This is a genomic window from Sinorhizobium arboris LMG 14919, assembly GCF_000427465.1.
Lineage (GTDB): Bacteria > Pseudomonadota > Alphaproteobacteria > Rhizobiales > Rhizobiaceae > Sinorhizobium > Sinorhizobium arboris.
This window is the reverse complement of record NZ_ATYB01000014.1, coordinates 1,885,489-1,898,830: the sequence shown is the minus strand read 5'-3', so window position 1 is coordinate 1,898,830 and position 13,342 is coordinate 1,885,489. Positions and strand designations below refer to the sequence as shown.

General features: G+C 61.2%; 13 protein-coding genes. 8 read left to right on the top strand and 5 right to left on the bottom strand.

What is annotated here, in order from left to right:
* Positions 1-12: 12 nt before the first annotated feature.
* Together SINAR_RS0120485 and SINAR_RS0120480 are read left to right on the top strand one after the other, a co-directional pair.
* A complete protein-coding gene (locus SINAR_RS0120485; RefSeq protein ID WP_028000801.1) occupies positions 13-264 on the top strand; it encodes a hypothetical protein in 252 nt (83 codons plus the stop codon).
* The gene (locus tag SINAR_RS0120480; protein ID WP_028000800.1) at positions 257-595 is read left to right on the top strand and encodes a DUF1515 family protein; all 339 of its coding nucleotides are present in this window, start codon (positions 257-259) and stop codon (positions 593-595) included. The genes SINAR_RS0120485 and SINAR_RS0120480 overlap by 8 nt, the downstream gene beginning before the upstream one ends.
* A 278-nt stretch (positions 596-873) precedes the next feature.
* Here the strand turns inward: SINAR_RS0120480 and SINAR_RS0120475 are convergent, their stop codons facing one another.
* Positions 874-1,158 carry a hypothetical protein gene (locus SINAR_RS0120475; RefSeq protein ID WP_028000799.1) on the bottom strand — a complete coding sequence of 95 codons (285 nt, stop codon included), beginning with the start codon at positions 1,156-1,158 and terminating at the stop codon, positions 874-876.
* A 36-nt stretch (positions 1,159-1,194) separates the two neighbouring features.
* Positions 1,195-1,437: a hypothetical protein gene (locus tag SINAR_RS1000000137865; protein WP_150824042.1), complete on the bottom strand. Its 243-nt coding sequence runs from the start codon at positions 1,435-1,437 to the stop codon at positions 1,195-1,197.
* 459 nt (positions 1,438-1,896) lie between these two features.
* Between SINAR_RS1000000137865 and SINAR_RS0120465 the strand changes: the two genes are divergently transcribed.
* From SINAR_RS0120465 to SINAR_RS0120450, 4 genes are all read left to right on the top strand, one after another.
* A complete protein-coding gene (locus SINAR_RS0120465; protein WP_028000797.1) occupies positions 1,897-3,672 on the top strand; it encodes an SLC13 family permease in 1,776 nt (591 codons plus the stop codon).
* 203 nt (positions 3,673-3,875) lie between these two features.
* Positions 3,876-4,436: a DUF924 family protein gene (locus tag SINAR_RS0120460; RefSeq protein ID WP_028000796.1), complete on the top strand. Its 561-nt coding sequence runs from the start codon at positions 3,876-3,878 to the stop codon at positions 4,434-4,436.
* A 40-nt stretch (positions 4,437-4,476) separates the two neighbouring features.
* On the top strand, positions 4,477-4,938 hold the full coding sequence (locus SINAR_RS0120455; RefSeq protein WP_028000795.1) for a GFA family protein: 462 nt from the start codon (positions 4,477-4,479) through the stop codon (positions 4,936-4,938).
* A gap of 38 nt (positions 4,939-4,976) precedes the next feature.
* Positions 4,977-7,649, top strand: a complete 2,673-nt coding sequence (locus SINAR_RS0120450) for a mechanosensitive ion channel family protein (RefSeq protein WP_028000794.1) — start codon at positions 4,977-4,979, stop codon at positions 7,647-7,649.
* Between the two features lie 188 nt (positions 7,650-7,837).
* Here SINAR_RS0120450 and SINAR_RS0120445 read toward each other — a convergent pair whose 3' ends face one another.
* Entirely contained in the window at positions 7,838-8,479 is a 642-nt protein-coding gene (locus SINAR_RS0120445) for a TerC family protein (RefSeq protein WP_028000793.1), read from the bottom strand.
* A gap of 295 nt (positions 8,480-8,774) precedes the next feature.
* Between SINAR_RS0120445 and SINAR_RS0120440 the strand changes: the two genes are divergently transcribed.
* Entirely contained in the window at positions 8,775-9,041 is a 267-nt protein-coding gene (locus SINAR_RS0120440) for a hypothetical protein (protein ID WP_028000792.1), read from the top strand.
* A 153-nt stretch (positions 9,042-9,194) separates the two neighbouring features.
* On the opposite strand, the gene SINAR_RS0120435 is transcribed toward SINAR_RS0120440, so the two are convergent.
* Together SINAR_RS0120435 and SINAR_RS0120430 are read right to left on the bottom strand one after the other, a co-directional pair.
* Positions 9,195-9,854 carry a dihydrofolate reductase family protein gene (locus SINAR_RS0120435; RefSeq protein WP_028000791.1) on the bottom strand — a complete coding sequence of 220 codons (660 nt, stop codon included), beginning with the start codon at positions 9,852-9,854 and terminating at the stop codon, positions 9,195-9,197.
* A gap of 213 nt (positions 9,855-10,067) precedes the next feature.
* Positions 10,068-11,477, bottom strand: coding sequence for an adenylate/guanylate cyclase domain-containing protein (locus tag SINAR_RS0120430; protein ID WP_028000790.1), 1,410 nt, complete (start codon positions 11,475-11,477; stop codon positions 10,068-10,070).
* A 185-nt stretch (positions 11,478-11,662) separates the two neighbouring features.
* On the opposite strand from SINAR_RS0120430, the gene SINAR_RS0120425 reads away from it, so the two are divergent.
* A complete protein-coding gene (locus SINAR_RS0120425) occupies positions 11,663-13,273 on the top strand; it encodes an SMc04171 family calcium-binding repeat protein (protein ID WP_028000789.1) in 1,611 nt (536 codons plus the stop codon).
* The last annotated feature ends 69 nt before the right edge of the window (positions 13,274-13,342 follow it).

Genomic DNA, 13,342 nt, shown 5'->3' with positions numbered 1-13,342 from the left:
AAAGGCAGAACTATGAGGCAGCAAAGAGCGCTGACGCGAAGCGCTTTGACTACGATGTCTGTTCTTCTTCTGGCGGGCTGTGGAACTTCGGGACCGGCCGATGTGAGTGGCCTTCGCAGCATCGTCGGAACTGAGCTTTCCGGCGCGCGCGGCGCTACGCAGGGCGACCAGCGCAAGATCGACCGCACGGTGGTCGGCCTCTGCGCGGCATCCGTCTGGACGCGGGCGGAATGCGCGAAACACGGGGAAGGCGGAGATGATTGATGCCGGCGTGTACCAGCAGCTCGGCACCTTGGTGGCCGAGGTGAAGAACCTGCGGGAGGACCTGCGCCGATCGGAGGACAGTTCGGATGCCGGCCGCGTATCCATGACGCGCCGGATGGACGAACTGGTCGAGCGCATGCGGACGCTCGAAGCTTCGATGATGCTCGTCAAGGACGATATTGCCGCGATGAAGCCCGTGACAGAAGACGTACGCAAATGGAAGCTGATGGGGATGGGCGCTCTCGGCGTTATCGGCATCGGCGGGGCCGCGCTCGGCGTGACCTTTGCCGATGTGGCAAAACGCTTACTGATGCTGATGAAGACAGGATAGAGGGCTTTCTTCCCGCATCGTAACGGCGCAATTGGAAATGGCGGATGCGGTAGCCCGCCATCACAATGCAGACGATGCGACGATGGCTAGCGCCCGCTCTTTCGGTCCATAGCTCGAAGACGCTGCAAACATGCCCCGTCGGTCCGCTCGGACTCGCACTCGGCGGTTTTGGTGAGTCCGACACCCGAAATACGAACGCACAGTGCCGAGCGCAAGCGCTCCCATTCAAAGATCAGTGATGGCCTTACGGGGACTAGCGCAGGGACTGCAGGGCCCATTCAATCGTCGTCGAAGAGTGGAAGGTCGCGGTAGCGGCGGCTTACCAGCCGCAACGACCGGTCCGGTTCGATGACATAGGTTTCGTAGACCCGGCGGCCGAACCGGTCGATGAACTGATGCGGCACAATGCTGCCGACCGGTGCCTTGGTAAGCCTGGTGCGCGGCTGGTCCCCGTAGGTGATGCTGCCGGGAATCGGCTCCAAATAGGGGGAATAGCCCATCGAGGTCGCCTCGCAGCCGGTCAGAAGTGTGAGCGCGCACAGGAAAGGAAGAACATATTTCATGACGATCCTCGCCACTTGCATAATTCTCGCCGGCGTTCAGTCGCTGAAGATGTCGTAATCTATGCGGCGGCTGGTCAGTCGCAGCGAGCGGTCCGGATTAATGACATAGGTCTCATAGACACGGTGACCATAGGAGTCGAAGAACTGATGCGGCACCATGCTGCCGATCGGGGCCTTCGTCAGCTTCGTTCGCGGCTGGCCGCCATAGGTGATACTGCCCGGGATAGGTTCCAGATTCGGGCCGTGGCCAACCGTTTGCGTCGATGTGCAGGCGCTCATCGCAATGGCCGCCCCGAGAATGACGGCAGCGCTCAAGGCGCCGCGCCTCCTGACGGGCGCGCGAGGATGCCCTGGATCGCCTTGGACGGTCGCCCCGTTGCCGGGATTTATTCCGGTTTCAGGGAAGATGCAGTAGGCTGCGGCGGATTGCATCGCGTTGCGGTTCATGTACATGCTTCGCCCCATATGAGTTGCACAAGCTTATTCCTTATTCGACAACGTGCAAAGAAACCGGGAAGTTCGGCGTGCTCGCCGGGAGTTCCCGTGTTTGGCGGGGGATTTCGCGATATTTCGATTGCATAGGCAGGAATCTTTGAAGGATGTAATGGCAGAGGCCCGCCAATACATGCGGAACATCGTGCGAACCTTCGGGTGGTATCGCGCGTTTGGTTCGGTATCGGTGAATGGGCCTGCAAACACAATCCCGCTTTCCGACGAGTCGCTGCTCAGGTACTGCCCATGACCGCCGAACAGACCCTTTCGTTTCTCGTGCTCGGCGCGATGATGATCGTCTTCATGTGGGGGCGCTTTCGCTACGACATCGTGGCCTGCTCAGCGCTGATGCTTTCGGTAGCCGTCGGCATAGTGCCTTTCGATCACGCCTTTGACGGCTTCAGCGACGATATCGTCATCATCGTCGGCAGCGCGCTGATCGTCAGCGCGGGCGTGGCTCGTTCCGGGGTCGTCGACGCGGCCATTCAACGTTTTCTGCCGGATCTGCAATCGGTGAGGGCGCAGCTTGCTCTGCTTGTCGTCACCGTCACGGTACTTTCGGCCTTCATCAAGAACATCGGGGCGCTGGCGATCATGATTCCGGTCGCGTTCCAGTTCGCGCGTCGCTCGGGCGTGCAGCCGTCGGTCTTCCTCATGCCGATGGCGTTCGGCTCGCTTATCGGCGGCCTGATGACGCAGGTCGGCACTTCCCCCAACGTAGTCGTATCCCGGGTGCGTGCGGAACTGACCGGCGAGAGTTTCACCATGTTCGACTTCACTCCCGTCGGCGCTTCGCTGGCGCTGGTCGGCGCCGTGTTCCTGCTGTTCGGTTATCGCCTGGTGCCGGAGCGCAAGGGCCAGCAGGTCGGTTTGGATCATGCCATCGAGATCACCGATTACACCTCCGAGGCGGTGGTTCCTGCCGGATCGCCGGTGATCGGCAAACCGATCAGCAATCTGGTCAAGATCGGCGATGGCGGAGCCGTGGTGATCGCCGTCTTCCGTCGCGGCACGCATCTGGCGCCATTGCCCGATGTCGTCATAGAACTGGACGATATCCTGCTGCTCGAAGGCGGTCCGGCTGCGCTCGACCGCATCGTCTCCCAGGCAAAGCTCAAGATTTCCGGCGATCGCTCGCCGACGCCGAATGACAAGGCGAAAGCCGAGACCGAAGCCATCGAGGCGGTGATTGCCACCGGCTCGCCGCTCATAGGCATGTCGGCACAGCGCCTGGCGCTGTTCAACAATCATAACATCAACCTGCTGGCCGTGAGCCGCCAGGGCGAACGACTGAAGCAGAGACTTGGCAGCATCAGACTGCGGGCCGGCGACATCGTCGTGCTGCAGGGTACCCGCCGCGAATTGCCATCCTTCCTCCAGGACTTCGGCTGCCTGCCGCTTGCGCAACGGGAAATTCTGCTCGGCACCATTCGCCGTGCGACCGTGCCGCTGCTCGTGCTGGCGACCGCGATGGGGGCGACCGCCGTCGGCGTCGTGCCTGTGCAAATCGCTTTTTTTGCTGCGGCGCTTGCCATGGTCGTGTTTCGCGTCATTCCTCTGCGCGACGTCTACCGGGCCGTGGACGGACCGATCCTGGTCATGCTTGCGGCGTTGATCCCCGTCAGCGACACGTTGCGCACGACGGGCGGCTCGGACCTGATCGCCGGCTGGTTGAGCGGTATAGCCTCGGACCTGCCGCCCGCGGCGGCACTTGCCCTGATGGTCCTCGCAGCCATGGCGGTGACACCCTTCCTCAACAATGCCGCAACGGTGCTCGTCATGGCGCCGATCGCCGCCAGTTTTGCGGCGGCGCTCGACTACCGACCAGACGCCTTCCTTATGGCGGTTGCGATCGGCGCCGGCTCGGACTTCCTGACGCCGATCGGCCACCAATGCAACACGCTGGTGATGGGACCCGGCGGTTACCGGTTCAGCGACTACCCGCGACTCGGGCTGCCGCTATCCATCGTGATCGTGGCCGTCGCTGTGCCGATGCTGATGTGGATCTGGCCGCTGCGTTAGACTGCCGAGGAGGAGATAGAACCACGGCGAAGACAGAATGCCTGCCCAACCGCAGTTTCAGTGGAAACGGCCTGATCGCCGCCCGCTTTGCGGCGGCAGCGGTATCCACTCGATTCGATCGCGCATTCCCGGACGGAAAACCGCTACACAGTTTATCAGAAGTGCTCTAGAAGTGCTCTGGCAATAGGAGGTATGAGCCCGTCATGGCTGGCGATATCGAGATCTGTACGCCGGAAGAGGTGCTGAAGTTCTGGTTCACCGAACTTTCTTATGACCACTGGTTTACGCCGGATCCCGGACTCGATGAGCAGTGCGCACGGCGATTTCAGGCGTCGCACCTGGCCCTGTCCAGAAAGCTCGACAATGTCTGGCGCGAGACCCCGCAGAACTGGCTGGCGGCCGTTATCCTTTTCGATCAGATGCCGCGCAACATGTTTCGCGGGTCGCCGCTGGCCTTTGCCACCGATTGCCTGGCATTGCGCGAGGCGAAGCTTGCTATCGGTGCGAGCGCCGACATGGCAGTTCCGAAGGAATGGCGCGCATTTTTCTACATGCCCTTCGAGCACTCCGAAAACCTGGTCGACCAGACCATGTCGGTCAAGCTGTTCACCGAACTCGGAGATGCCGACTACCTGGACTATGCGATCCGGCATCGGGACGTGATCGAGCGATTCGGTCGCTTCCCCCATCGCAACTGCATTCTCGCCCGCACGTCATCACCGGCGGAGGAGGAGTATCTCGCGCAGCCGGGTGCCGGGTTCTAGACATGAATCAAGGCGAAGACGCTGGAATCAGGAGGAAGCCATGAGTGCGAGAGAGCTGCCTTGGCATGGGGGATGCCGTTGCGGACAGGTGCGCATCAAGGTGAGTGCACCGCCGCTTGTCACGATGGCGTGCCATTGCACGGGCTGTCAGCGGATGACTGGCAGCGCGTTTTCGTTGAGCGCTGCAATTCCGAGCGAAGGTTTCGAGGTTACATGCGGCGAGCCCGTCATCGGCGGCCTCCGCGGCGCGACGCGACATTATTTTTGCCCCCATTGCATGAGCTGGATGTTCACGCGGCCGGAAGGCATGGACTGGTTCGTCAACCTTCGCGCGACCATGCTCGACGATGCCGGCTGGTATCGGCCTTTTATCGAAACCTGGACCAGCGAGAAACTTCCATGGGCGAGCACATCCGCCGTTCATAGCTATGCGGCCCTGCCACCGCTGGAGGATTACGAACAGTTGCTGGCGGACTACGCCAGGCGCTCCGAAGAGGGCTGAACCGCCAGGCGGTACGGGCCGCCGCGATCTCGAAGAGTTTGCATCTTTTTGCCGTTATGCGTGTGCAGATCGGTAATCGGGGACGCTTGGGACGGTTCTGCGCGGCACAGGGTTTATCGAAGGATAGGAAATTGCATCTCCTGGAGCAACTAAGGGTTCTTTCCATAGCCCTGTCTTTCGGTGTGCTGACGCTCGCAGCCGGCGGATCCGCGTCTGCGCAGGAGCCCGCGCCAAGCGCTCAGGAAAACCGGCCCGCCCAGCAGACCGCGCCCGCCCAGCAGACCGCGCCCGCCCAGCAGACCGCGCCGGCCCAGCCGACCCAGTCCGCCCAGCCCGCGCCGCAGATCGAACCGGCGCAGACCGGAACTGATCGGGCGCCGGATGCCGCATCGCCTGTGCTGCAGCAGGCGGAGGACCAGCTTGCCAAAACCGACCGAGAGCTGAAGCGTCTCATCGAGCGAACCAACGCAGTCAAAGACGACGATGCCGTGCTCGCCGAGCTCAAGGTACAGGTCGACGAGCTTTCGAAGCAGATCATCGCCGCTTCTGTCCCCACGCGCCCGAGGCTCGACGAAATCAAGGCGAGGCTCGCGGAGCTCGGCGATCCTCCTGCCGAGGGACAGCCACCCGAAGATTCCGTCATCACCGATGAACGCAAGCGGCTCCTTGCGGAGCGTGGCGCGATCAATGCTCTGACGGGGAGGGCGGAGAACCTTTCGATCGAGGCGAAGAAACTTGCCAACAGAATCACCGCGACGCGCCGGGCGATCTTCTCCAACACCCTGCTGCGATACACCGATGTCTCGGCGGAGATGCTCAGCGAGGCCGCCACTGCGACGGTCCACGAAGCGATGGCTCTGTCGCGCAGCATCGGCGGATGGCTGACATTCGCCTGGAATTACAAGCGCGTACCCCTGCTGAGTGCGATCTTCCTCTCGATCTGCGCCGCTCTACTTTTCCTCCTGGGCAGTTATCGGCTTTTTTCGCCTATCCTGATGGGTCGAGAGGAAGACGACGAGCCTACCTATTTCCGGCAGCTTTCGCTGGCGTTCTGGTCGACGCTCATCCCGACTCTGGCGCTCACCGCCTTCGCAATGTCGAGCTACTTCTTCCTCAGCAGTTTCAATGTTTTGCGGCCGGATATCGCTCCGATCGTTGCGATCACGCTGGCCATGGGCGTCGCGCTGTTCTTCATCGCCAGGCTGGCAAGCGCGGTGCTGTCGCCGAACCGGTCGAGCTGGCGGCTCGTGCGCGTCTCGGATCGCGGTGCGAAAATGCTGATGGTACCGATCTTCGCGATGGCGCTCGTCAACGGGCTCGACTACCTGCTTGGCAGCGTCAGCGAGTCTCTCGGCTCCCCGGTGGTGCTGACGATTGCCAAAAGCTTCGTGGCGTCGATCATCATCGGACTTATTCTGATGTCGATGGCGTGGATCCGCCCGATGCTGAGGCCCGACGAGCCTTACGATGCACGAGGCCGTCCGTGGCCGCGGATGATTTCGGTGTCCTTCGTCCTGCTGGGCGCGGCGCTCATCGCGATCGCATTATCGGGCTATGTCGGACTGGCACGCTTCATCGCAACCCAAATTATCGTCACGAGCGCGATCCTCGTAACGATCTATATCGGTATCCTCACCGGAAAGTCGGTTTCCAAACAGGGCGCCTTTGCCGAAACGATAGCCGGTCGCTACCTGGAACGCCGCTTCCATCTGGAGGCGGTCGCGCTTGACCAGTTCGGCCTCTTTGCGGGCCTCGGCATTTATGTGCTCGTTCTGCTGTTCTTCATTCCATTGCTGCTCTTGCAGTGGGGTTTCAAGATGGCAGACATCGAGTCCTGGGCCTATCGGGTGCTGACGGAAATCAGGATCGGTACGATCACGATTTCGATGGTGGGCATTCTCACCGGGATCCTTCTCTTCGCGCTCGGCTATCTCGTCACGCGCTGGGTGCAGCGCTGGATCGACGGCAATGTCATGGCGCGCAGCCGTGTAGACGCAGGCGTGCGCAACTCCATTCGTACCGGCATCGGCTATATGGGAGTGGGTCTTGCCGGCCTCATCGGCCTATCTGCCGCTGGCATCGATCTTTCGAGCCTCGCCCTCGTCGCCGGCGCTCTATCCCTCGGCGTCGGCTTCGGTCTGCAGAACATCGTCTCCAACTTCGTTTCGGGGCTGATCCTGCTCGTGGAGCGGCCCTTCAAGGTGGGCGACTGGATCGTCAGCGGCACGACCGAAGGCTTCGTGCGGCGCATTTCCGTCCGCGCGACCGAAATCGAAACCTTCCAGCATCAGTCGATCATGATGCCGAATTCGCTGCTCATCAACGCTTCCGTCGGAAACTGGACGCACCGTAACAAGCTCGGCCGGTCGGAAATCGCGGTGACGGTGACCTATGCCAGCGATCCGCGCCGGGTCATCGAACTGCTGTACGAAATCGCCGCGGACCATCCGATGATCCTCAAAAATCCGGCTCCCAACGTCGGCTTCACGGCCTTCGGCGACGAGCGAATGATGTTTGAATTGCGCATCTATGTCGCTGACGTGCTGACGGCCGGCGGCGTGCGCAACGACCTTCGCGTCTCGATCTATGAGCGCTTTCGAGACGAGGGGATCGGCGCACCATTCCCGATGAAGATCGAGGATGTGACACCTGAGGAAGAAGCCGGAAGCGCGGGCGCCGAACCTTCGGCTATCGAGGAAGAGAAGGCCTGATCCGGCTGAAGCCAAGCACGGGCGCCGGCGGGCTGTAGCGCCAGAGCGCTTCACTGATTCATAGCAGTGAAACGCTCCCGACACTTTGAACCTACGCACTTCCAGCTGCGCACTTTTCCTGGAAATGCTCTACTCTAACCTCCGCACTTCCGGACGGAAAACCGTTACACACTTTTCCTGGAAGTGCTTTAAAGGCCAGCCAATGCCTGAGCCACCGGCACGATGTGCGGCCAGACCTCCAGCGCGCCGCGGTAGATCATGTCGAGAGCGACGTAGAGGATGATTGCCAGACCGATATAGGCGATCCAATGGTAGCGGCTGAGCAGACGAGCAATAAAGCTCGCGGCAATACCCATCATCGCGATAGAGAGCGCCAGACCAAAGACGAGCACCGTTGGATGTTCTCGAGCGGCCCCGGCGACGGCGAGGACGTTGTCGAGTGACATGGAGACGTCTGCGATGACGATCTGGGTTGCCGCCTGTTTGAAAGTCTTCTTGGGGCCTGAGGCGCCCGTATTTTCGAGACCATCTATGCTTTCGTGGCCGCCGGAGCGAATCTCGCGCCACATCTTCCAGCAGACCCAAAGCAGGAGAAGTCCACCGGCGAGCAGGAGCCCGATGATCGCAAGAAGCTGGACCGTGAAAATGGCGAGCACGATGCGCAGAACCGTGGCGGCGAGGATGCCGACGAGAATCGCCTTCTTGCGTTGCTCCAGCGGCAAGCCGGCCGCCGCAAGGCCGATGACGACGGCGTTGTCGCCCGCAAGCACCAGGTCGATCACGATGACCTGCAGCAGTGCCGCCAGGCCGGCGGAAGTGAAAATCTCCATATCTGGTAATCCCTATTGTCCCCGTGACGCCGGCGGCGTCGCAAACGCATAGACCGTCAGCAATCGATGGATCAAGTGCGCTGGGGACAACTAATCGGCTTTTTCGCAAGACACACGATTGATCACCGGGTTTCCGGGTCCTCTCCGATCCGCTCAGGCGGCCGCTTTGTCTTCCTGCACGGGTTACCCCTGGTGAAATTCTGCGGTAGGCTGGTCGAGGCTAGAGGGGTGGCCGGCGTCGTCTCCCGGGAGGGCGAACCGGCCGAAAGGGGACGGTGCTTGTGCGCCGAATGCGATGAAAGCTTTTGCTGTTGTTCTGGTGTCCGCCGTGCTGTCGGCCGGCGGCGTGGCCTATTCCGCTACCGTGACAAACAAGGACGGGGAGGCTGCTGTTCTGGTGATCGTCGAAGGGGAGAGCCGGATCGAGGTGGCGATCGATGCAGGCGCGACGGAAGTGATCTGCCCTGGCGGTTGCTTCGTCACTGCGCCCAGTGGCGATCGCCTCGGGCTTCAGGGCGACGAGACGATCGAGATCGTCAACGGCTCTGTCGTGGTAAAATGACGCCCGCGGTGGCGTCTGCCGTCGGTCCGACGGCAGTTGTAAGCTGAGCCGCGCCAATGGGTAAGGGATGCGGGGCCGAAGCCCAGCATCGGGGTTAGGTTTCAGTGTTTCATCGGAACACTCGAGGCTTCGAACGACGCACTTCGCCGGAGATCAGCTCAACTTCCTTCGCCGCTCCAGCTCCGCTTCGGTCGGCTGCTCGAACTCGAACGAACCCGGCACGACAGGGCCGCTGCGGACGTATTTATTGACGGTGACGCCGGTCCCGGAGACTTTCGAACCGACGAGCTTCAAAGCCATAGGCATTGCGCCCTCACCGAAGAGCCGCTTGCCCTTTCCGAGCACGACCGGAAAATACGAGATGTACATCTCGTCCACCAGATCGTGGCGGAACAGGGTCTGCAGGAAATCGGTCGAACCCTGCGTCAACAGGTCGGGACCATCCTCGCTTTTCAGCCTCCGGAGCGTCTCCAACGGGTCGGAGCCGAGAGTCCGGCTGTTCTGCCAGTCGAGCTTCAGGTCGGGGTTGCGCGTGGCGACATATTTGGTGATCCGGTCAAAGAGCGGACCGATCGGATCGTCGGGCCCGGCATAGGGCCAGTGTGCGGCGAAGATATCATAGGTCTTCCGCCCGAGCAGAAGATCGAACGGCCTGGAAAACATCTCGTCCACGGCTTGTCCCATGATCTCGTCGAAATAGGGGACGGCCCAGCCGCCATAACCGAAGCCGCCGACCGGATCCTCGTGCGGTCCGCCTGGCGCCTGCATGACTCCGTCAAGGCTTACGAATGCGCCAACGGTGATCTTTCTCATTCCGGCTCTCCTTGATCGCAATGTTGCCGAAGCTGAAGTATTTCCGCTTATCTCCGAATCGCGAAAACGCTCCAGCCTTTGTTTTTCTGCAATTCCGAGCGGAAAACTGCTGTGCACTTTTCCCGGAACTGCTCTAGGACGTGCGGAGAGAGCCGATGCCGACAGCGGTCCGGAAAATTTCAGGACAGTCGCGAAAGTGCGGCGCAGTGCTGCTCACGGAATTGCAAAAATACTGATCTCGTTGGCAATTCCTCTTAGCGTCACATGGTGCGCCATAGGGCTCAGGCCGCGATCCGAGAGCAGGCTGGATGCTCGGGGATCTTCGAGGACCGAGCCGGTCGCGAAAATCTCTCGCGAAGTGGCGAGGTGCTGAACGCGCGAGGCGATATTGACGGTCTGGCCGAAATAATCCTGCCTGTCGTTGAGGTTCACCGCGATGCACGGCCCCTCGTGAATGCCGATCTTGAGGAGCAGATCCTCGCTGCCGCGCTCTTCGTTGAGTTCGTGCATTGCCTCCCGCATCCGCATTGCCGCGGTAATGGCCCGGTCGGGCGTCGGAAAGGTTGCCATAACCGCATCGCCGATCGTCTTGACAACGGCGCCGGCCTCGGCCGCGACGATTTCGTTCAAGACGTTGAAATGCGTTCTCACCAGGTCGAAGGCCGCGAGGTCGCCAACGCGCTCGTAGAGTTCCGTCGAGCCGCGCAGGTCAGTGAAGAGGAAAGTAAGGCTGGTGATCTTCAGCCGCTGGTCCACATCGAGCGTGTCGGTGCGGTAGATGTCGCGGAAGGTCTGGTTGGAGAGCAGCCGCTTGGCGGTGAGAAATGGCCGGCGGCGGCCGAGCAGAGCATGCAACGCTTCGCCGGCCACGCAGATCGAGGGCAGGGTACGCACTTCGGCGTGGTTCTCCACCGAGACGCGCAAGGGGCCAGGCGGCAAGCTCAGCGTCTCGTGATGGCGGTGCGAGCGATCGAAGACAAGCCCGAGACTTCTCCTTTCCCTTGTGGGTTCGCCGCTCACATCCAGGAATTGGGCGGCATGCGTCACCGGCTCGAAGATGATGACGAATTCCGGGGGAAGTTGCAGCGAGATCACGGCTTTCTCGCCAGGCGGCAGTTCCAGCGCCTCCAGAAGGAATTCGTCGACCCTTGCTTCGTAATCCTCCTCCGGCAGATCGATGCCGGATCCCCAATAGATCTGGCGGAAATATTCGGCCGGCGGCAATTCATGCGGCGTATGTGCCCCGATGTGGCGCACGCGCGGGCTGATCGTGAAGGTGACTTCGACCATCTCGTCGAGCGTCGGCTCGTAACCGGCGGCACAAAGCGCGCAGGTATACTCCGTACTCTGCACCGTCTTAAGGGACGTGTTGGCGTCGAGTACACCGCCGCAACCCGGACAGAGCACGTTCCAGGAAAGCTCGAAAATGCCCAGGCGCGAGGCATGCAGAAAGCCTGCGATCGTCTCTTCCTCGTCGAGGCCCTCGCGCGCGGCAAAGGCGAGCGCATTGATGCGGCAGAGCTTGTGATCGGGCGCATCCCGAACGAGCCGCTCGAATGCGTCGGCGACCTCCGTGCTTGCCGAATGGCGTAGCACATCGAACAGGGTTTGGGCTTCGCTCATGGGCGCATTCTATACGGAAATCGGTAGGCGGTCAGGTCGCATTTCGGCTTGCGGATAAAGTAATTTTATATTTGAAGTAATGTAATCTATATTTATAACTCGAAAATTATTTTTGGCTGCATCTCGATTTATGCTTTGGAATTTAATATTAGTAGCGTGCGTCGTATTTCAGGGGGAAGAGCGACATGACTACAGTCGTTGGGACTGCCGGAGACGATACGCTGTCCGGAACCGAGGAGAAGGATCGCATCTGGGGCCTGAGCGGCGCCGATGAGATCGAAGCCGGCGGCGGCGATGACCTCGTCGACGGCGGGGCGGGAAACGATCGTCTGACAAGCAGGAGCGGGTATGACCGGCTCGACGGCGGCGAGGGAGATGATCTCATCAGCCTGATCGGGACCGGCGGCGCGGTTACGGGCGGCGCCGGCGTCGATACGCTGGTGGTCGACCTGTCGAGCGTCAGCTCCGACGTCCGGTTCAGCGGCGAGCACGGTCACGGCATCATCGGCTACAACACGGCGAACTGGGAACACATCTTCTTCAACCGCATCGAGAGGCTGGTGCTGACGACCGGCAGCGGCAACGACCGGATCTTCGGCGCCGCCACCGACGACATCATCTCGACCGGTGCCGGGAACGACATTGTGGGCCCATATGGCGTAGACGGCGACGACGGCACCAGCATGCTGGGCGACGACGCGATCGACACAGGCAGCGGCGGCGACATCATCAACGACACTGTCGGCGCGAACCGGATCTTTGCCGGCGACCATAACGACATCATCATCACCACGCTTTCCTCCGCGGTGATCGACGGCGGGAGCGGCTGGGATAGACTCTCCATGTTCGATGAAGGACGAACCGACGACGTCACTATCGATTTCGGACGGGGGGTTGCCTCGACGGGCACGCTGATCAGCGGGATCGAGGTTGCAAGCGTGGATCTCGGCAGCGGCAGTGATACGCTAATCGCCGGAAATCTGTCTTCGCTCACCGCCCATATGGGTGAGGGCGACAATTATGTCACCGGCAGCAGCGGCAGGGATTATATCGCCTCCGGAAGCGGCGACGATGCCCTTTATGGCGGCGCTGGTGATGACATACTGATCAGTGCCGGCGGGCACGACGTGCTCGTGGGCGGCGATGGAAACGACGAGATTTACGGCGGAACGCGTTTCGGCGACGGAGAGATAGTTATCGACGGCGGCGCCGGCGACGACCTCATACAGGTGACTGCGCCATCCGGCTTCATCGATGGCGGAAGCGGCAGCGATACTTTGCGCGTCGTCGATCCCCTGCCGTGCACGAATTTCGACGCTTCGACCGGCATGCTGGGCACGTCGCTGATCTTCACCAATATCGAGAGATTCGAGCTGTCCGGCGGCTCGGGGAATGATGCCATCCGCACGCTTGCAGGCGACGATCAGCTCGCCGGCAACGACGGCAACGACAGGCTGGACGCCGGCGGCGGAAACGACCTCCTTTGGGGCGGCGCGGGCGACGATGTCATGACCGGCGGAGCGGGCGCAGATACCTTCCTTTGGTCGTCCGATACGGTTTCGTTCGCAGGTGTGGATCGTATCACGGATTTCGATACGGACGGCGGCGACCTGCTGCGCTTTATCGGATATGCACACGACACCACGCGCATCGACAGTTTCGCCGACCTGATTGCCGCCGCGACCGAGACCGAAGACGGGCTCTACATCGCCTTCAATGGATCCGATACATTCGGTCTTTTGCTGGACAACGTGTCACTTGCCGACCTTTCTGCGGATGATGTCGTCTTCGTTTGAGGGATGCCTTCGCCGACATTGGATGAGCGCGCCCATTAACACCGGATAAAGCGTTTTGCTCCTAGGGTG

Bases quoted from the DNA above. Each gene is read 5' to 3' on its own strand.
- SINAR_RS0120485 (WP_028000801.1), top strand. From the start codon at position 13: ATGAGGCAGCAAAGAGCGCTGACGCGAAGCGCTTTGACTACGATGTCT.
- SINAR_RS0120480 (WP_028000800.1), top strand. From the start codon at position 257: ATGATTGATGCCGGCGTGTACCAGCAGCTCGGCACCTTGGTGGCCGAG.
- SINAR_RS0120475 (WP_028000799.1), bottom strand. From the start codon at position 1,158: ATGAAATATGTTCTTCCTTTCCTGTGCGCGCTCACACTTCTGACCGGC.
- SINAR_RS1000000137865 (WP_150824042.1), bottom strand. From the start codon at position 1,437: ATGAGCGCCTGCACATCGACGCAAACGGTTGGCCACGGCCCGAATCTG.
- SINAR_RS0120465 (WP_028000797.1), top strand. From the start codon at position 1,897: ATGACCGCCGAACAGACCCTTTCGTTTCTCGTGCTCGGCGCGATGATG.
- SINAR_RS0120460 (WP_028000796.1), top strand. From the start codon at position 3,876: ATGGCTGGCGATATCGAGATCTGTACGCCGGAAGAGGTGCTGAAGTTC.
- SINAR_RS0120455 (WP_028000795.1), top strand. From the start codon at position 4,477: ATGAGTGCGAGAGAGCTGCCTTGGCATGGGGGATGCCGTTGCGGACAG.
- SINAR_RS0120445 (WP_028000793.1), bottom strand. From the start codon at position 8,479: ATGGAGATTTTCACTTCCGCCGGCCTGGCGGCACTGCTGCAGGTCATC.
- SINAR_RS0120440 (WP_028000792.1), top strand. From the start codon at position 8,775: ATGAAAGCTTTTGCTGTTGTTCTGGTGTCCGCCGTGCTGTCGGCCGGC.
- SINAR_RS0120435 (WP_028000791.1), bottom strand. From the start codon at position 9,854: ATGAGAAAGATCACCGTTGGCGCATTCGTAAGCCTTGACGGAGTCATG.
- SINAR_RS0120430 (WP_028000790.1), bottom strand. From the start codon at position 11,477: ATGAGCGAAGCCCAAACCCTGTTCGATGTGCTACGCCATTCGGCAAGC.
- SINAR_RS0120425 (WP_028000789.1), top strand. From the start codon at position 11,663: ATGACTACAGTCGTTGGGACTGCCGGAGACGATACGCTGTCCGGAACC.